This window comes from Nocardia jiangsuensis (assembly GCF_042650385.1).
Taxonomy (GTDB): Bacteria; Actinomycetota; Actinomycetes; order Mycobacteriales; family Mycobacteriaceae; genus Nocardia; species Nocardia jiangsuensis.
In genome coordinates this window covers 651,428-668,787 of record NZ_JBHSAX010000017.1, presented here as the reverse complement: position 1 = coordinate 668,787, position 17,360 = coordinate 651,428, and the positions used below count along the sequence as shown (strand labels likewise).

The window sequence follows — 17,360 nt, the reverse complement described above, 5'->3', positions numbered from 1 at the left end:
ACATTGGATACGCTCTCCGGGTGCCGATATACGCCGCCTACGGATCCAACATGGACTCCACACAGATGCAAGAGCGCTGTCCGCACTCCCCGATGTCGGGAACGGGCTGGTTGGAGGGGTGGCGGCTGACCTTCGCCGGTGACGACATCGGCTGGGAGGGCCCGCTGGCAACCGTCGTCGAGGAGCCGGGTTCGCGGGTCTTCGTCGTGCTCTACGACGTCTCCCCGGAGGACGAGGAGCGGCTGGACCGCTGGGAGGGCTCGGACTTCGGCATCCACCGGAAGATCCGGCTGCGCGTCACCCCGAGCACGGGCAGCGGCTCCGAGCCGGTGCTGGCCTGGCTCTACGTACTGGACGCGTACGAGGGCGGCCTGCCATCCGCGCGCTACATCGGCGTGATGGCCGACGCGGCGGAGAAGGCAGGCGCCCCCGCCGACTACGTGCACGCGCTGCGGACCAGGAACAGCCGCAACGTCGGGCCGGGCAACTTCTCGGTCTAGCTCCCGGCCTGCAGCACGATGTTGCTGAGCACGCGCACGCCGACGGCGAGCGCGCGCTCGTCGATGTCGAAGGTGGGCTGGTGCAGGTCGAGCGGGTCGCCCCGGCCGGACCAGACGCCGAGCCGCGCCATCGCGCCCGGTACCTCCTCCAGGTACCAGGAGAAGTCCTCGCCGCCGCCGGACTGCGGGGTGTCGGCGAGCGCGCCGGGGCCGAGGTCGTTGATCGCGGCCTCGAACATCCGGGTCGAGCGCTCGTCGTTCACCACCGGCGGTACGCCGCGCCGGTAGTTCAGCTGGTAGCGCACCCCGGTGGGGGCGAGCAGCGCGTCGACGATCTCGCGGACCAGCGGCTCCAGCAGCTCCCAGGTGGCGTGGTCGCCGGTGCGCACGGTGCCGGTGAGCATGCCGGTCTGCGGGATGGCGTTCGGCGCCTTGCCCGCGCTCACCGCGCCCCAGACCATGACGGTGCTGGTGCGCGGGTCGATCCGGCGGCTGAGCAGGCCGGGCAGCCCGGTGATGACGGTGCCGATGGCGTAGACCAGGTCGCTGGTGAGATGCGGGCGCGAGGTGTGCCCGCCGGGCGAGTCGAGCACCAGCTCGATGGTGTCGGCCGCCGAGGTGATCGCCCCGACCCTGACCCCGACCCGGCCCGCCTCCAGCCGCGGGTCGCAGTGCAGCGCGAAGATCCGCTCGACGCCCCGCATGGCCCCGGTGGCGACCACGTCGATCGCGCCGCCGGGCATGACCTCCTCGGCAGGCTGGAAGACGAACCGCACGCCGACCGGCAGGTCGGCATCGGCCAGCGCCAGCGCGGTGCCGAGCAGGATGCTGGTGTGCGCATCGTGCCCGCAGGCGTGCGAGACGCCGGGCACGGTGGAGGAGAACGGCAGCCCGGTGAACTCCTGCAGCGGCAGCGCGTCCATGTCGGCGCGCAGCCCGATCCGCGGGCCGTCCGGGCCGATGTCGCAGAGCAGGCCGGTGCCGCCGGGTAGGACGCGCGGCGCCAGCCCCGCCTTGGTCAGCCAGGTGGCGACGAACTCCGTCGTCGCGAACTCGGTCCTGGACAGCTCCGGGTTCGCGTGGATGTGCCTGCGCCACTGGACCAGGTCCACCTGGTGCTCGGCCAGCCACGTGTCAACCACGTTCCGGCCCGATCGCACCAGATGACCGCTCGTGCTCACCGAATATCCTCCTGTCGTCGAACGAGTCGTTGCAACAGACTGCTCCTGTGTTGCTCATCGCGGGCAACGGACACCGCGGTACACGCCAGCGCGACCGCGCCGTCCAGCACGGCGCGGTCGGCGGAGGCGGTGACGCTCGCCGCGGCGAACTCCGGCTGGTGCGTCACGGCGCCATCCGCCTCGATGCCGATCACCGGGTGGATGCCGGGGACGATGTTGGTGACGTTGCCCATGTCGGTGCTGCCGAGCGGCCGCTGCGCCTCGAATTCCGGCGGAAGCGGCGTACGGCCGAGGCCGGTGATCTGCTCGCGGTACACGGCGAGCAGGGCCGGATCGGGCGTGAGCTCGGTGTAGGTCGGCGCGAGCGTCCGGATCTCGTGGGTGCAGCCGGTCGCTAGGGCGCCCGCCGCGAAGCAATCCGACGCTCGGCGCGTCAGATCATCGAGGGATGCGGAATCGGCTGCGCGTAGGTAATACAGCAATTCCGCACGTCCGGGCACGATGTTGGGGGCCACGCCACCGTCGTTGACTATACCGTGCAGTTGCTGGCCGGGGCCGAGGTGCTGGCGCAGCAGGCCGAGCGCCACCTGGGCGATGGTGGCGGCGTCGCCGGCATTGCGGCCGCGCTCCGGCGCCGCGCTGGCGTGCGCCGTGCGGCCGTGGAAGAGCACCGAGAGGTCGCTGAGCGCCAGTGAGCGCGCGCCCACCACGTCGAACGGGCCGGGGTGCACCATCATGGCCAGTGCCAGGTCGTCGAAGATGCCGTGGTCGAGCATGATCACCTTGCCGCCGCCGCTCTCCTCGGCCGGGGTGCCGAGCACGACGACGGTGAGCCCGAGTTCGTCGGCGGCGTCGGCGAGCGCGAGCCCGGCGCCGACCGAGGCGGCGGCGATGATGTTGTGCCCGCAGGCGTGGCCGATCTCCGGCAGCGCGTCGTACTCCGCGCACAGCCCGACGGTCAGCTCGCCGCTGCCGTAGACCGCGCGGAAGGCGGTGGGCAGCCCGGCGACCCCGGTGCGCACCGCGAAGCCGCGCTCGCGCAGCGGTTCGATCGTCCGCGCGGTGCTGCGCACCTCGTCGAAGGCGAGCTCCGGATCGGCGTGCAGAGCATGCGAAAGCCCGATCAGCCGATCCTTCGCGGCCTCGACCGACGCGTGCACCCGCGCGACGGCACCGTCGGTCGGTGCGTCGATCCCGGGCATGCCGACCAGTCTGGCACTACCCCGGTGGTTACCGCCCGTTCAACCCGGTGTGAGCAGAACGGTTGCGCGCCCGGCTCGCGTCCCGAAGGGCACGCAACCCGTCGCGCCGCAGGCGCGACGATCAGACACCGAACGCGAGATTCTCCGGCGTGGTCGGAGTGGCGAGGTCCGCCAGGACGGCGCCGTGCAGGGCGCGTTTGATGACGGCCAGGTTCGGCTTGCGGTTGGCCGCGAGCCCCGCGGCCTGCTCGACCGCGATGTCGAGCACGCTGTCCGCCCCCGCCTTGGTGTCCACGATCCCCGCCGAGATCGCCTCGTCGGCGCCGAAACGGTGCCCGGTGGTCATCGCCTTGACCGCGACCTGGTTGGTGAGCCGGTGCGTGAGCAGGGCGTTCATCGCGACGGTGAAGGGCATGCCGAGGTGGATCTCTGGCAGCGACCAGTAACCGCGGTCGGCGCGCATGACCCGGAAGTCGTGCGACGTGGCGAGCATGGCGCCGGCACCGAAGGCGTGGCCGTTCACGGCGGCGACGGTGGGCAGCGGGAAGGTGAGCAGCCGCGCGTAGAGCGCGTGCACGCTGTCCAGGTAGCCGTGCATCTCCCCGGGGTTGGCGAAGAGCCAGTCGGTGTGCAGACCGTTGCTGAAGAACTTGCCGGTGGCGGTGGTGACCAGCGCCGCGGGCCCCTCGGCGCCCTCGACCTCGTCGAGCAGCGCGTTCAACCGGGCGAGCACGTCGGGGTGGAAGCGGTTCTCCTCGTCCGCCCCGTGCTGCTCCTCCGATCCCAGGTACAGCACGAACACGTCACCCCGGCGCTCCAGATACGGCATGCGGGCAGCGTAACCGGGCCACCCTACCGGCGGGTAGCCGAGGCCGGGCGGTGACCGGGGCCACACCAGCGCCGAAGCGCGCACCGCCCCCGACTATCGTGACCCCATGCTTGCCGAAGAGGCCGCCGCGGCGATCGCCGAGCGGACAGGGGTAGCGCGCCACCGCGTCGCGGTGGTGCTCGGGTCGGGCTGGCAGGACGCGGCCGCGGAGATCGGAACGCCGACCGCGTCGGTGCCGATGCCGGAGCTACCCGGCTTCGGCATGCCGACCGCGCAGGGCCACGTCGGCACCGTGCACTCGGTGCGGGTCGGCGGCACCGACGTGCTGCTGCTCATGGGCCGCCAGCACCTCTACGAGGGGTACTCCCCCGCCGAGGTGGTCGTCCCGCTGACCGCCGCCGTCGCGGCAGGCGCGGAGACCGTGCTGCTCACCAATGCCGCGGGCGGGATCAGGGACGGCATGGCCGTCGGCGAGCCGGTGCTCATCGCCGACCACCTCAACCTCACCGCCCGCACCCCGCTCACCGGCCCCACCTTCGTCGACCTGGTGGACGCCTGGGATCCGGAGCTGCGCGCGCTGGCCCGCGAGATCGACCCGAGCCTCGCCGACGGGGTGTACGCCGGGCTGATCGGCCCGCAGTACGAGACGCCCGCCGAGATCAGGATGCTGCGCACCATCGGCGCCGACCTGGTCGGCATGTCGACCGTGCTGGAGGCCATCGCGGCGCGCGCGCTCGGCGTCCGGCTGCTCGGGATCTCGCTGGTCACCAACCTGGCCGCCGGGGTGACCGGGGCCAACCTCTCGCACGCCGAGGTGCTGGCCGAGGGCAATGCCGCTGCGCCGCGGCTCGGCAAGCTGCTGCGCGGCATCCTGGAGCGGCTCTAGATGCTGCGCTTCGGCACCGCCGGGCTGCGCGGCCCGCTGCGGGACGGGCCGGACGGTATGAACGCGGTCACCGTCGCGCGCGCCACCGCCGGGCTCGCCGCCTGGCTGCGTGCGCGCTGTCTCGGCGGCGGGCGCGTCGTCGTCGGCCGGGACGCGCGGCACGGGTCGGCAGAGTTCGCCACCGTGACCGCGGAGATCCTCGCCGCGGCCGGATTCGGGGTGACGCTGCTGCCGGAGCCGCTGCCGACCCCCGTGCTCGCGCACGCGGTGCGCGCGACCGGCGCGGTGGCCGGGGTGCAGATCACCGCCTCGCACAACCCGCCTGCGGACAACGGCTACAAGGTCTACCTGGAGGGCGGCGCGCAGCTGGTCGCCCCGGCGGACACCGAGATCGAGCGCGCCATCCGGGCCGTCACCGAGCCGATCCCGCGGACCGCGGTGGCCCCCGCCGACGGCGGTGCGCTCGCCGCGTACCTGGATCGAGTGATCGGGATTCCGCGGCGGATCGGCGGGCCCGGCGAGCGTGCACCGGTGCGGATCGCGCTGACCCCGCTGCACGGCGTCGGCGGCGCGGTGGCGCTGCGCGCGCTGGCCGCGGCGGGCTTCGACGACGTGCACGTGGTGCCCGAGCAGTTCGAGCCGGACCCGGATTTCCCCACCGTCGCCTTCCCCAACCCGGAGGAGCCGGGCGCGGCCGACCTGCTGCTGGCGCTGGCCGAGCGGGTCGGGGCGGACCTGGCGATCGCGCTGGACCCGGACGCCGACCGCTGCGCCGTCGGCGTGCCCGGCCCGGACGGCTGGCGCATGCTGCGCGGCGACGAGACCGGCGTGCTGCTCGGCGGCGACGTGCTGCGCACCGCACCGGCCGGGGCCCTGGTGGCGACCACCCTCGTCTCCTCCCGGCTGCTCGGCCGGGTGGCCGCCGCGCGCGGCGCCCGCTACGCCGAGACGCTCACCGGCTTCAAGTGGCTGGCCAGAGCCGGGGACGGGCTGGTCTACGCCTACGAGGAGGCCATCGGGCACTGCGTCGACCCGGCGGCCGTCCGGGACAAGGACGGCATCTCCGCCGCCGTGCTCGCCGCCGACCTGGTGGCCAGGCGCCGCGCCGCGGGCACCACCCTGCTCGCCGACCTGGACCGCTACGCCGTCGAGTTCGGCGTGCACGCGGGCGACCAGGTCTCGCTCCGGCTCACCGACCGGGACGCCGCGGCGGCCGTCGTCGCCGCGCTCCGCGCCGCCCCGCCGGAACGGATCGCGGGGGCGCCGGTGCGCTACACCGACCTGGCCGCCACCCGCGGCCCGCTGCGCACCGACGCCCTCGTCCTCGAGGGCGACGGCGACCGGATCGTGGTGCGCCCCTCCGGCACCGAGCCCAAGCTCAAGTGCTACCTCGAGGTCGTCCGCCCGGTCCCCGACGCCACCGCCCTCCCCGACGTCAGGAAAGCCGCCGCCGAGCGCCTGGCCGCCCTCCGCGACTTCTGCACCACCCTGCAACCCACTTGAACGCACCCCGCACCGGGTTCGCGCCCGGCCCGAAGGGCGCGAACCCCGTCGCGCCGAAGGCGCGACAATTCAACGCGGCCCGAACTGGCGGTCGCCCGCGTCACCGAGGCCGGGGACGATGAAGGCGTCGGCGTTCAGGCCGGTGTCGATGGCGGCGGTCACGAGGCGCACCGGCAATCCCGAGTCACCGAGCGTGGCGATGCCCTCCGGCGCGGCGACCACGCAGAGCGCGGTGATGTCCCTGGCCTTCCGCGCCACCAGCAACTCCAGCGTGTGCCGCATGGAGCCGCCGGTCGCGAGCATCGGGTCGAGCACGAAGACCGGCACGTCGGAGAGGTCCGCCGGCAGCGACTCCATGTAGGGCACCGGCTCGTGCGTCGCCTCGTCGCGCGCCACGCCCACGAAGCCGATCCTGGCGTCCGGCACGAACGCCGCGGCGGCGTGCACCATGCCGAGCCCGGCCCGCAGCACCGGGACCAGCAGCGGCGGCGCGGCGAGCCGGGTGCCGTCGGCGACCGAGACCGGGGTGGTGACGTCGAACCGGGTGACCGGGGCGTCGCGCAGCGCCTCGTAGACGAGGATCCCGGTGAGATCACGCAGCGCGGAGCGGAACTCGGCGTTCCCGGTGCGCGCGTCGCGCAACGTGGTGAGCAGGGCGGCGGCCAGCGGATGGTCCACGGTGTGGGTGCGCATGATGGAACGATAAGGTCGCGCCGGGGAAATTCGGCGCCGAGCCGGGGAACCGGCGGCCGAGCGGGCGCGTCGAAGAGAGTGAATGACGTACTCTGCGTGGGAAACGGATGGGGGGCTGTCATGGACAAGACATCGGCGGATACCGACGGCATCGTCGCCTACGGTGCGTCCGCGCAAATCATGGCCGGGGAGATGGCCGCGGCGGGCACGTCGGCGGCGGGGGCGGGGCCCGCGCTGCTCGGCCCGATCATGGGGTTGATCGGCGGTGATTTCATGGCCGCGTACGCCACGGCGCACGCGGGCCAGGTCGCCGCCATCGGTCAGCTCTCCGCGGTACTGACCAGCATGGGCGGATCGGTGACGGCCGCGGCCGGCGCCATCGCGGACACCGAGCTCGGCAGCGCGGCCGCCATCGCGCCCGTCGATCCGAACGGGTGAGCGCGTGATCGACATCGACGCACTGGCGAAACCGCTGGTCGACCTGCTGAATTCGTTCGGCTCCGGCGTGCTGCCCGCCGGCGGCCCGGCCGACGCGCTGCGCGCCACCTCCGCCGCGGTCGACCGGATCCACGAGTTCGGCCGCACCAGCATCAATCAGGTGAACACCGCGTGGGACGGCACCGCCGCCGACGCCACCACCGCGAAGGCGCTCCGGGTGCAGACCTCGGCCGCGACGATCTCCGACACCAACACCGAGATGGCGACCGTGGTGAACCAGGCCGCCGCCGAGGTGGAGGGCGGGCAGAAGGATCTCAACGGCATCCTGCAGTCCTTCGTCTCCACCGCGACCGCGCTGGGCCCGGCCATCGCCACCCCGCCCGGGATCACCGCCGTGATCGGCTCCGCCATCGACCACATCAACCAGGCGGTCGGCGTGGTCGGGCGGGTGCAGGGCGAGCTGGACACGCACACCGCGAGCATGAACGGGCTGACGCCGCCGCCGTCCACCTCGCTCGCCTCCACCCTCGCCTCGTCCGGGATTCCGCAGCAGCTGCTCTCCGGGGCGAGCGGAGTGGCGAGCAGCGCCGGTTCACTGCTGAGCACCGTGATGAACAATCCGCTGGTCACCGAGGCCTCGAAGGCAGCGACGCCGTCGGCGACCACGCCGTCGCCGAGCACTCAGCAGCCGGACACCGGCTCCGCGGCGCCGACCCGCGACGGCGTGGAGATCACGCTGCCGGACGGCAGCAAGGTGGAGGCGCCGAACGAGCAGGCCGCCACCGCGGTGCAGGCCGCGCTCGGCACGGTCGGCACCCCGTACGTCTGGGGCGGCAACTCCCCCGGCGCCGGGCTCGACTGCAGCGGGCTCACCAAGTACGCCTACGGCGAGGCCGGGGTCGAGCTGCCCCGGCTCGCGGCCGAGCAGGGCAGCGGCGCCACCCAGATCTCCGCGGGCGACCTCATGCCGGGCGACCTGGCGATCTGGGACGGGCACGTCGCGATGGTGATCGGCAACGGCCAGTTCGTCGAGGCCGGTGACCCGGTCCAGATCAGTTCGGTGCGAACGGAGAATTCGGGGATGGACTTCTACGGCTTCTACAGGCCGACCACATGAGCGAGCAGCAGGAGCCCGGCGTCCCGCCGGTCACCGTGGCGGCCAGCAGCAATCGCGCGGGCACCATCACGGTGCGCGCCACCGACCAGGGCATGCCGGTGGAGATCGGCTTCGAGCGCAGCGAGTACCGGTACGGCGCGCAGGCGCTCGCCGACGAGATCCTGCGGCTCACCAAGCGCTCCACCATCGCGGCGAAGGCCAAGCGGCGCGAGACGCTGAGCGAGGCGGGCATGCCCGCCGACATCCTGGACCGGCTCGGCCTGCCCACCCGCAACCAGGCGGTCGACGAACTCGACCGGATGGACGACGCGGACACCGGCCCGACGAGCTGGATGAGGCCGGTATGAGCGCGGAGATGGACGCGCTGGTCGCCGGGGCGACCAGCAAGCTGGAGGCGCTGGAGGCGGCGCTGCACGGGCTGAAGCAGGTGCGCGGCCGGTTCGCCACCGAGGACGGCGCGGTCGAGGTCGAGGTGGACAGCGACGGCGCGCTCACCGCGCTGCGGCTCTCCGAGGCCGTCACCACGCTTCCCCCCACCGAGGTGGGCAGGCTCATCGTCTGGGCCTGCAGGCAGGCCGCCGAGGAGGCGGGCGGGCAGCGCTCGAAGGTCGTTGCGACACTGAACGAGTCGTTCGCCCCGGCGCCGGCTCCCGGTGCCGCGGCCGGGCCGGGGCAGGCGGGATAGTGCCTGAGCCGGAAGGTCGATAGGCTTCCGCCCATGGCTTCTGGAGACATCGTCCCGATCGAGCTCGGTCTGACCGATGGCGATCTCGTCACCCTCTGGGCACCGCGCTGGCGGGACGGTGACGACGAGTGGGAGGCGTTCCTCGGGCACGAGGACAGCCTGTACGGATTCGAGTCCGTCGCGGAGCTCGCCGCGTTCATCCGCACCGACTCCGACAACGATCTCGTCGACCATCCGGCCTGGAAGGTCGTGGCCGGGCTCTCCGCCGCGGAGCTGGAGCCGGAGGAGGAGCACAGCTTCGATCTGGTCGGGGTTCCCGAGCTGGCCGCGGCCGACCCGGATTCCGACACCGTCGCCGAGCTGGAAGACACGCTCGAGATGGTGCGCAATATCGGCGAGGTCTGCGAGCTGGACACCGTCACCAAGTTCTTCGGCGGGAACCCGGTGCTCGGTGCGCTGCCCGGCGGGCCCAACGCCTTCACCGGCCGCGACGGCGAGGAGCTCTGGGACCAGATCGGCGCCGCCATCGCCAAGGGCTGGGACAGCGTGCTCGATGCCATCGACGGGGTGGTGAAGTCGCCCGAGGTGGATGCCGATGCGGTCGCGGTGGCCGAGGCCGAACTGCTCGCCGCCGAGGAGAACGTGGTCGACGCCGACGACGCCGCGGACAGCGAGGAGTTCGAAGCCGTCGATCTCACCAAGGCCGACGACGAGGACGCCGAGGACGAGGACGAGGACGAGTCGTTCTGGGCCGAGGTCGGCATCGACCCGGTCAAGATCATCACCGCCGACGGGACCTGGTTCACCCTGCGCTGCTACCTCGACGACGAGCCGATCTTCCTCGGCCGCGGCGGCTCCATCGCGGTCTTCGACTCGGAGCGGGCGCTGGCCAGGCACCTCGCCGACGACCACGAGCACGATCTGGCCAGGGTGAGCACCTACGACGAGGTGCAGACCGCGGCCATCGACGGCTCGCTGGAGGTCGAGGTCACCGACGAGAACGTCTACGTGCTTCCCGGTCTCGGCGACGACCTCGGCGAGGGCCCGCTCACCGTCGACGTCGACCAGCTCGACCTCGCCGTCGAGCTCTTCACCGACGCCGCCGACTACGCCGAGGACGACGCGGTGGAGAAGGCGCTCGCCCCCTCCACCCCGCTCGGCTGGTACGTCTCCTACCTGCTCAACCCGGACCCGACCCGGTTGGCTCCGAGCCCGCCGTTCCAGGCCGAGGCCACCGCGTGGCGCGAGCTGGAGACCTGGTTCGAGGCCAAGCTCGACCAGCGGAAGTGAACCGCTAGCCGAGCATCACCGCGTAGCCCGGCTTGATCACGTCGTCGATGATCTTCAGCCGGTCCGGGAACGGGATGAACGCCGACTTCATCGCGTTGATGGTGAAGCGCTCCAGATCGCTCCAGCCGTAGCCGAAGGTCTGCACCAGCTTGAGCATCTCCTTGCTCATGGTGGTGTCGCTCATCAGCCGGTTGTCGGTGTTCACCGTGACCCGGAAGCGCAGCCGGGCGAGCAGGTCGAACGGGTGCTTGTCCAGCGAGGGAACGGCGCCGGTCTGCACGTTGGACGAGGGACAGAGCTCCAGCGGGATCCTGGTGTCCCGCACGTACTTCGCCACCAGTCCCAGCTCGGCGTCGGCGACCGAGCCCGGCACGGTGATGTCGTCGGTGATCCGCACCCCGTGGCCGAGCCGGTCGCAGCCGCAGTAGGCCAGCGCCTCGTGGATCGATGGCAGCCCGAAGGCCTCGCCTGCGTGGATCGTGAAGTGCGCGCTGTTGGCCCGCATGTACTCGAAGGCGTCCAGGTGCCGGGTGGGCGGGTATCCCGCCTCGGCGCCCGCGATGTCGAAGCCGCCGACGCCGCGGTCCCGGAAGCGCACGGTGAGCTCGGCGATCTCGAGTGAGCGGGCCGCGTGCCGCATGGCGGTGAGCAGGCAGACCACGGTGATCCGGCCGCCCGCGGCCGCGACCAGCGCCTCGCCCTCGCGGAAGCCGGCGAGCGTGTGCTCGACCACCTCGTCCAGGGTGAGGCCGCGGGCCAGGTGCTGCTCCGGCGCGAAGCGCACCTCCGCGTAGACGACGCCGTCCGCGGCGAGATCCTCGACGCACTCGCGGGCGACCCGGCGCAGCCCGTCCGGGGTCTGCATGACGGCGACGGTGTGTGCGAAGGTCTCCAGGTAGCGCTCCAGCGAACCGCTGTCGGCGGCATCGCGGAACCAGGTGGCGAGGCTCGCCGCGTCGGCGGCCGGTAGCTCGTCGTAGCCGCACTCGCCTGCCAGTTCGAGCACCGTGGCGGGGCGCAGGCCACCGTCCAGGTGGTCGTGCAGCAGCGCCTTCGGCGCGCGGCGGATCGAGGCGAGGGTGAGCGGCATCGGTCCTGTCATGCTCCAACGTTAGCCGCCATCGGCGCCCGCGTACCCCTGGTTACCGGCTGTGGCAGTGCTGGTTCACCGGGCGCTCGCCCCCGGGCCGGTTCCGGTTCGCCGCGGCGTCACCGCGCAGAGACGCGCTCCGGCCACGCTCGCGGCCCACGGGTGCGCCCGCGCCCACGCGAGCGCGACAGGCGGCGCCCGATCGGTGTGTGGCCCCGGGAGGCGGCGGCGGTCCTCAGCCGATCCGATCGAGGATCAGAGGGCCCGCGGGGGTGTCGCCCGCGTCGGCGTCGATGGTGGTGGCGCCGTCCAGTGCGGCGCGGGCGCGTTCGAAGGCTTCGGGGGTGTCGGTGTGCAGGGTGAAGAGCGGGGCGCCCGCGCGGACCCACTCCCCGGGCTTCGCGTGCATGACCACGCCCGCGCCCGCCTGCACCGGGTCACCCTGGCGGGCCCGGCCCGCGCCCAGCCGCCAGGCGGCGTCGCCGACCGCGCGGGCGTCGAGCCGGGTGAGCACACCGTCCGCGGCGGCGGTGACGGTCTCGGTGTGCGCCGCGCGCGGCAGCGGGGCGTCCGGATCGCCCCCCTGGGCGGCGATCATGGCCCGCCAGTGATCCATGGCGCGCCCGGAGGCCAGAACCTCGGCCGGGTCGGCGTCCAGCCCGGCGGCGGCGACCATCTCGCGGGCGAGCGCGAGGGTCAGCGCGACCACGTCCGCCGGCCCGCCGCCGGCGAGCACCTCGACCGATTCGGCGACCTCGAGCGCATTGCCCGCGGTGTGGCCGAGCGGGGCGTCCATGTCGGTGAGCAGGGCGGTGGTGCGCACCCCCGCATCGGTGCCGAGCTCGACCATGGTGCGGGCGAGTACCCGCGCGTCGGCCAGGTCGGGCAGGAAGGCGCCTGCCCCGACCTTGACGTCGAGTACCAGCGCCGCGGTGCCCTCGGCGATCTTCTTGCTCATGATCGAGCTGGCGAGCAGCGGCACCGACTCCACCGTCCCGGTGACGTCGCGCAGCGCGTACAGCTTGCGGTCCGCCGGGACGAGGCCGGCGCCCGCCGCGCAGATCACCGCGCCGATCGCCGGGTCGGCCAGCAGCTCGCGCATCCGGGCGACCGAGATGTCGGCCTGCCAGCCCGGGATCGCCTCCAGCTTGTCCAGCGTGCCGCCGGTGTGCCCGAGCCCGCGCCCGGAGAGCTGGGGCACCGCCGCGCCGCAGGCCGCGACCAGCGGCGTGAGCGGGAGCGTGATCTTGTCCCCGACCCCGCCGGTGGAGTGCTTGTCCACGGTCGGCCGGGGCAGGTCGGTGAAGTCCATCCGCTGCCCGGAGGCGATCATCGCGGCGGTCCAGCGCGCCGTCTCCCTGCGGTCGAGCCCCCGCCAGACGATCGCCATGGCCAGCGCGGCCATCTGCTCGTCGGCCACCGCGCCGCGGGTGTAGGCGTCGATGACCCAGTCGATCTGCTCGTCGGCGAGCTCGCCGCCGTCGCGCTTGGCCGTGATGATCGAAACCGCGTCGAGTGCCCTCACGCGGCCGAGTGTGGCACAGGGGCGCCGCCCGTGCCGGGCCGTGAAGCCGCCGTTCGGGCGTCGGGCTGCCGCCGCGGGGGCGGAGACTCAGCGCTGCCGCTCGACCGCCGCGAGATCGTCCGGCCCGAACGCGTCGGGCAGCAGCTCTCCGAGCGGCTTCGGCCCGGACGGATGGTCGATCAGCAGCTCCGCGCCGCCGTGCTCGAAGAGCACCTGCCTGCAGCGACCGCACGGCATCAGGATCGCGCCCCTGGAGTCGCAGACCGACACCGCGCGCAGCCGCCCGCCGCCGGTGGCAACGGCAGTGCCGACCAGCACGCACTCCGCGCACAGCCCGAGGCCGTAGGACACGTTCTCCACATTGCAGCCGGTGACCACCCGATCGCCGATCAGCGCCGCCGCGCCGACCGGAAAGCGCGAATAGGGCGCGTAGGCTCGCTCCATGGCGTCGCGCGCGCTTCCGCGCAGGGCCGTCCAGTCGATCGTCATCGGCATCCACTTTCGTTTTCTTCATTACCGCCGAGTAGCTTTCGGAAGAAGGCGGCAACGCGGTGAGACATTTTCCACATTGCGCCGCTCCGCAATACCGAGCAGCGCATCACCGCCCCGCTTCCGGAGCGGAATGCGGAGAACCCGGGGGACGATCCCGGTTTACTCTGCTTTTCCCCTGCCGTACAGGGGATTTGGCCCCCGAAACAGGGGTGGGAGCACCCACTCCGGCGGGCCGGAAACGGGCACGCGGAGGCCGTACGACAACCCTTTCCGCTGCGACAAAGGTAAGCCTAACTCGAACGGGTGTCGCGCAACGCACGGCACGCCGAATTAGTTCCGGCAAACCCGGAGGATTAGAGTCGATCGCAGAACGGTTCAGTTTCCCGGCGGCGGGCCGGAGCGCAGCCACCTGGGCATTCGCCCCCTCCACGCAGCCGGCGTCGGATCTGTGACCGGGTCCATCAACGACGTTGGAGGCACCGCACGCTATGACCACGATCGAAGCTCCGGCTCAGCCGAAGCGGAAGACGCTGTACCGAGGCGACCCCGGAATGTGGTCCTGGGCGCTGCATCGGATCACCGGCGTCACGCTGTTCTTCTTCCTTTTCGTCCACGTGCTGGACACGGCCCTGGTTCGGGTGAGCCCCGAGGCCTACAACGACACGATCGAGACGTACAAGAATCCCCTCGTCGCGCTCATGGAGATGGGGCTCGTCGTCTGCGTGCTCTTCCACGCGCTCAACGGCGTGCGGGTCATCCTGGTCGACTTCTGGTCGGAGGGGCCGCGCCACCAGAAGCTGATGCTCTGGATCATCCTCGGCATCACCGCGGTGCTGGCCGGCGGTGCCATCGGCCGGATGTTCTTCTACCTCTTCACGGAGCACTGAGATGTCTGCACCCGTCCTCGGAAAGTCCTACGACCGCCCGGCCAGCCTCGACCTGCCGCGTTCGCCGCGCGGCCGGGCGAGCAGCAACTTCGAGAAGTACGCCTGGCTGTTCATGCGCTTCTCCGGGCTGCTGCTGATCGTGCTCGTGATCGGCCACATGTCGATCATGCTGCTGCTCGACGGCGGCGTGAAGCGGCTCAACTTCGCCTTCGTGGCCGGCCGCTGGTCGAGCCCGTTCTGGCAGGTCTGGGACCTGTCGATGCTCTGGCTGGCCCAGCTGCACGGCGGCAACGGGCTGCGCACCGTGATCGCGGACTACTCCCGCAAGGACTCGACCCGGTTCTGGCTGAACTCGCTGCTCGCGATCTCGATCATCCTGATCGTCAGCGTCGGCACGTACGTCATCTTCACCTTCGACCCCAACATCAGTTAGGAACAGGCACCCTCGATGACAGACATTCGTCCTGTTCAAGAGCACCGCTACGACGTCCTGATCGTCGGCGCGGGCGGCGCGGGCATGCGCGCGGCGATCGAGGCGGGGCCGCGGGCCAGGACCGCCGTCCTGACCAAGCTGTACCCGACCCGCAGCCACACCGGCGCGGCCCAGGGTGGCATGTGCGCGGCGCTGGCCAACGTCGAAGAAGACAACTGGGAGTGGCACACCTTCGACACCGTCAAGGGTGGCGACTACATCGTCGACCAGGACGCCGCCGAGATCATGGCCAAGGAGGCCATCGACGCGGTGCTCGACCTGGAGAAGATGGGGCTGCCGTTCAACCGGACGCCCGAGGGCCGGATCGACCAGCGCCGCTTCGGCGGGCACACCCGCGACCACGGCAAGGCGCCGGTGCGCCGCGCCTGCTACGCCGCGGACCGCACCGGCCACATGATCCTGCAGACGCTGTACCAGAACTGCGTCAAGCACGACGTGGAGTTCTTCAACGAGTTCTACGCGCTCGACCTGGTGCTCACCGAGACCGACCACGGCCCGGTCGCCACCGGCATCGTCGCCTACGAGCTGGCCACCGGTGAGCTGCACGTCTTCCACGCGAAGTCGATCATCTTCGCCACCGGCGGCTCCGGCCGGATGTACAAGACCACCTCGAACGCGCACACGCTGACCGGCGACGGCATGGCCATCGTGTTCCGCAAGGGGCTGCCGCTGGAGGACATGGAGTTCCACCAGTTCCATCCGACGGGGCTGGCCGGGCTCGGCATCCTGATCTCCGAGGCGGTCCGCGGCGAGGGCGGCATCCTGCGCAACGCCGAGGGCGAGCGGTTCATGGAGCGCTACGCCCCCACCATCAAGGACCTCGCGCCGCGCGACATCGTCGCCCGCTCGATGGTGCTCGAGGTGCTCGAGGGCCGCGGCGCGGGCCCGAACAAGGACTACGTCTACATCGACGTGACCCACCTCGGCGCGGACGTGCTCGAGGAGAAGCTGCCCGACATCACCGAGTTCTCCCGCACCTACCTCGGGGTCGACCCGGTGAAGGAGCTGGTCCCGGTCTTCCCGACCTGTCACTACGTGATGGGCGGCATCCCGACCCGGATCCGCGGCGAGGTGCTGCGCGACAACGAGAACGTGGTGCCCGGGCTGTACGCCGCGGGCGAGTGCGCCTGCGTCTCGGTGCACGGCGCCAACCGGCTCGGCACCAACTCGCTGCTCGACATCAACGTCTTCGGCAGGCGCGCGGGCATCGCCGCCGCCGAGTACGCGGAGCGCTCCGAGTTCGTCGAGCTGCCGGAGAACCCGGCGGCCATGGTGCAGGACTGGCTCGCGCTGATCCTCTCCGACCACGGCAACGAGCGGGTGGCCGACATCCGCACCGAGCTGCAGCGGTCGATGGACAACAACGCGTCGGTGTTCCGCACCGAGGACACGCTGAAGCAGGCGCTCACCGACATCCACGCGCTCAAGGAGCGCTACGCGCGGATCACCGTGCAGGACAAGGGCAAGCGGTACAACAGCGACCTGCTGGAGGCGGTCGAGCTCGGCTTCCTGCTGGAGCTGGCCGAGGTCACCGTCGCCGGCGCGCTGAACCGCAAGGAGTCGCGCGGCGGCCACGCCCGCGAGGACTACCCGGATCGGGACGACGTCAACTTCATGCGGCACACGATGGCGTACAAGGAGGGCGCGGAGCTGCTCTCCGACATCCGCCTCGACTTCAAGCCGGTCGTGCAGACCCGCTACGAGCCGATGGAGCGTAAGTACTGATGACTGCCGTACTGGACAAGTCGACCCCGGCCGCCGCGGCGCCGGTGCCGGAGGGTTCGACCATGATCACCGTCAAGGTGGCGCGGTTCAACCCGGAGGACGATCTCGGCGCGCACTGGGAGTCGTTCCAGGTGCCGGTGCTCACCACCGACCGGTTCCTGAACGTGCTGACCTACATCAAGTCCTACCTGGACGGCACACTCACCTTCCGCCGCTCCTGCGCGCACGGGGTCTGCGGCTCCGACGCCATGCGGATCAACGGGGTGAACCGGCTGGCCTGCAAGGTCCTGATGAAGGACATGCTGCCCAAGGACGGCAAGAGCATCACCGTCTCCGTCGAGCCGATCCGCGGCCTGCCGGTGGAGAAGGACCTCATCGTCGACATGGAGCCGTTCTTCGACGCGTTCCGCGCGGTGAAGCCCTACCTGATGACCTCGGGCAACGAGCCGACCCGCGAGCGGATCCAGAGCCAGGCCGACCGTGCCAGGTTCGACGACACCACCAAGTGCATCCTCTGCGCGTGCTGCACCACCTCGTGCCCGGTGTACTGGCACGACGGCAGCTACTTCGGCCCGGCCGCGATCGTGAACGCGCACCGCTTCATCTTCGACAGCAGGGATGAGGGCGCGCGCGAGCGGCTCGACATCCTGAACGACGTCGAGGGTGTCTGGCGCTGTCGCACCACCTTCAACTGCACCGACGCGTGCCCCCGCGGCATCGAGGTGACCAAGGCGATCCAGGAGGTCAAGCGGGCCCTACTCTTCGCCCGCTGAGTTCCCCGGTTCCGCGGCCACGGCCGCCCTCGCCCCGTGCGAGGGCGGCCG

The 17,360-nt window shown here is 71.7% G+C and carries 19 protein-coding genes; 12 read left to right on the top strand and 7 right to left on the bottom strand.

Annotation, left to right across the window (positions count from 1 at the left end; all coding sequences use genetic code 11):
* Nucleotides 1-20 precede the first annotated feature (20 nt).
* Entirely contained in the window at nt 21-500 is a 480-nt protein-coding gene (locus tag ACFO0B_RS22190; protein ID WP_378614457.1) for a gamma-glutamylcyclotransferase, read from the top strand.
* Here ACFO0B_RS22190 and ACFO0B_RS22185 read toward each other — a convergent pair.
* From ACFO0B_RS22185 to ACFO0B_RS22175, 3 genes are all read right to left on the bottom strand, one after another.
* Complete coding sequence (locus tag ACFO0B_RS22185; protein ID WP_378614456.1) at nt 497-1,642, bottom strand: M20 family metallopeptidase; 1,146 nt, start codon at nt 1,640-1,642, stop codon at nt 497-499. The genes ACFO0B_RS22190 and ACFO0B_RS22185 overlap by 4 nt on opposite strands.
* 35 nt (nt 1,643-1,677) lie before the next feature.
* On the bottom strand, nt 1,678-2,883 hold the full coding sequence (locus ACFO0B_RS22180; RefSeq protein ID WP_378614455.1) for a M20 family metallopeptidase: 1,206 nt from the start codon (nt 2,881-2,883) through the stop codon (nt 1,678-1,680).
* Between the two features lie 121 nt (nt 2,884-3,004).
* On the bottom strand, nt 3,005-3,712 hold the full coding sequence (locus tag ACFO0B_RS22175) for an enoyl-CoA hydratase-related protein (RefSeq protein WP_378614454.1): 708 nt from the start codon (nt 3,710-3,712) through the stop codon (nt 3,005-3,007).
* Nucleotides 3,713-3,818: 106 nt separating this feature from the next.
* Here ACFO0B_RS22175 and ACFO0B_RS22170 point away from each other — a divergent pair, with 106 nt between their 5' ends.
* The gene (locus ACFO0B_RS22170; protein WP_378614453.1) at nt 3,819-4,598 is read left to right on the top strand and encodes a purine-nucleoside phosphorylase; all 780 of its coding nucleotides are present in this window, start codon (nt 3,819-3,821) and stop codon (nt 4,596-4,598) included.
* On the top strand, nt 4,599-6,101 hold the full coding sequence (locus tag ACFO0B_RS22165) for a phospho-sugar mutase (RefSeq protein WP_378614452.1): 1,503 nt from the start codon (nt 4,599-4,601) through the stop codon (nt 6,099-6,101).
* 69 nt (nt 6,102-6,170) lie between these two features.
* Here ACFO0B_RS22165 and upp read toward each other — a convergent pair whose 3' ends face one another.
* Nucleotides 6,171-6,794, bottom strand: coding sequence for a uracil phosphoribosyltransferase (gene upp / locus ACFO0B_RS22160; RefSeq protein ID WP_378614451.1), 624 nt, complete (start codon nt 6,792-6,794; stop codon nt 6,171-6,173).
* A 120-nt stretch (nt 6,795-6,914) separates the two neighbouring features.
* Between upp and ACFO0B_RS22155 the strand changes: the two genes are divergently transcribed.
* The 5 genes from ACFO0B_RS22155 to ACFO0B_RS22135 are packed head-to-tail and all read left to right on the top strand — an operon-like array spanning nt 6,915 to nt 10,324.
* A complete protein-coding gene (locus tag ACFO0B_RS22155; protein WP_378614450.1) occupies nt 6,915-7,232 on the top strand; it encodes a hypothetical protein in 318 nt (105 codons plus the stop codon).
* Nucleotides 7,233-7,236: 4 nt separating this feature from the next.
* Nucleotides 7,237-8,349 carry a C40 family peptidase gene (locus ACFO0B_RS22150; RefSeq protein ID WP_378614449.1) on the top strand — a complete coding sequence of 371 codons (1,113 nt, stop codon included), beginning with the start codon at nt 7,237-7,239 and terminating at the stop codon, nt 8,347-8,349.
* Entirely contained in the window at nt 8,346-8,696 is a 351-nt protein-coding gene (locus ACFO0B_RS22145) for a hypothetical protein (protein WP_378614447.1), read from the top strand. Before ACFO0B_RS22150 ends, ACFO0B_RS22145 begins: the two co-directional genes overlap by 4 nt.
* Nucleotides 8,693-9,034, top strand: coding sequence for a YbaB/EbfC family nucleoid-associated protein (locus tag ACFO0B_RS22140; RefSeq protein WP_378614446.1), 342 nt, complete (start codon nt 8,693-8,695; stop codon nt 9,032-9,034). Before ACFO0B_RS22145 ends, ACFO0B_RS22140 begins: the two co-directional genes overlap by 4 nt.
* Before the next feature lie 33 nt (nt 9,035-9,067).
* Entirely contained in the window at nt 9,068-10,324 is a 1,257-nt protein-coding gene (locus tag ACFO0B_RS22135; protein WP_378614445.1) for a primosomal protein, read from the top strand.
* Nucleotides 10,325-10,328: 4 nt separating this feature from the next.
* Here ACFO0B_RS22135 and ACFO0B_RS22130 read toward each other — a convergent pair whose 3' ends face one another.
* The 3 genes from ACFO0B_RS22130 to ACFO0B_RS22120 all read right to left on the bottom strand — a co-directional run bounded on the left by ACFO0B_RS22130 (nt 10,329) and on the right by ACFO0B_RS22120 (nt 13,434).
* Nucleotides 10,329-11,426 carry an adenosine deaminase gene (locus ACFO0B_RS22130; protein WP_378614444.1) on the bottom strand — a complete coding sequence of 366 codons (1,098 nt, stop codon included), beginning with the start codon at nt 11,424-11,426 and terminating at the stop codon, nt 10,329-10,331.
* Nucleotides 11,427-11,649: 223 nt separating this feature from the next.
* On the bottom strand, nt 11,650-12,939 hold the full coding sequence (locus ACFO0B_RS22125) for a thymidine phosphorylase (RefSeq protein ID WP_378614443.1): 1,290 nt from the start codon (nt 12,937-12,939) through the stop codon (nt 11,650-11,652).
* 87 nt (nt 12,940-13,026) lie between these two features.
* Nucleotides 13,027-13,434 carry a cytidine deaminase gene (locus ACFO0B_RS22120; RefSeq protein ID WP_378614442.1) on the bottom strand — a complete coding sequence of 136 codons (408 nt, stop codon included), beginning with the start codon at nt 13,432-13,434 and terminating at the stop codon, nt 13,027-13,029.
* Between the two features lie 485 nt (nt 13,435-13,919).
* Here ACFO0B_RS22120 and sdhC point away from each other — a divergent pair, with 485 nt between their 5' ends.
* From sdhC to ACFO0B_RS22100, 4 genes are read left to right on the top strand one after another with little or no spacing between them, the layout of a single operon-like run.
* Entirely contained in the window at nt 13,920-14,318 is a 399-nt protein-coding gene (gene sdhC, locus ACFO0B_RS22115) for a succinate dehydrogenase, cytochrome b556 subunit (protein ID WP_378614441.1), read from the top strand.
* Between the two features lies 1 nt (nt 14,319).
* Nucleotides 14,320-14,751, top strand: coding sequence for a succinate dehydrogenase hydrophobic membrane anchor subunit (locus tag ACFO0B_RS22110; protein WP_233016181.1), 432 nt, complete (start codon nt 14,320-14,322; stop codon nt 14,749-14,751).
* Nucleotides 14,752-14,766: 15 nt separating this feature from the next.
* Nucleotides 14,767-16,536: a succinate dehydrogenase flavoprotein subunit gene (gene sdhA, locus ACFO0B_RS22105; protein ID WP_378614440.1), complete on the top strand. Its 1,770-nt coding sequence runs from the start codon at nt 14,767-14,769 to the stop codon at nt 16,534-16,536.
* Nucleotides 16,536-17,309, top strand: a complete 774-nt coding sequence (locus ACFO0B_RS22100) for a succinate dehydrogenase iron-sulfur subunit (protein ID WP_378614439.1) — start codon at nt 16,536-16,538, stop codon at nt 17,307-17,309. Before sdhA ends, ACFO0B_RS22100 begins: the two co-directional genes overlap by 1 nt.
* Nucleotides 17,310-17,360 lie beyond the last annotated feature (51 nt).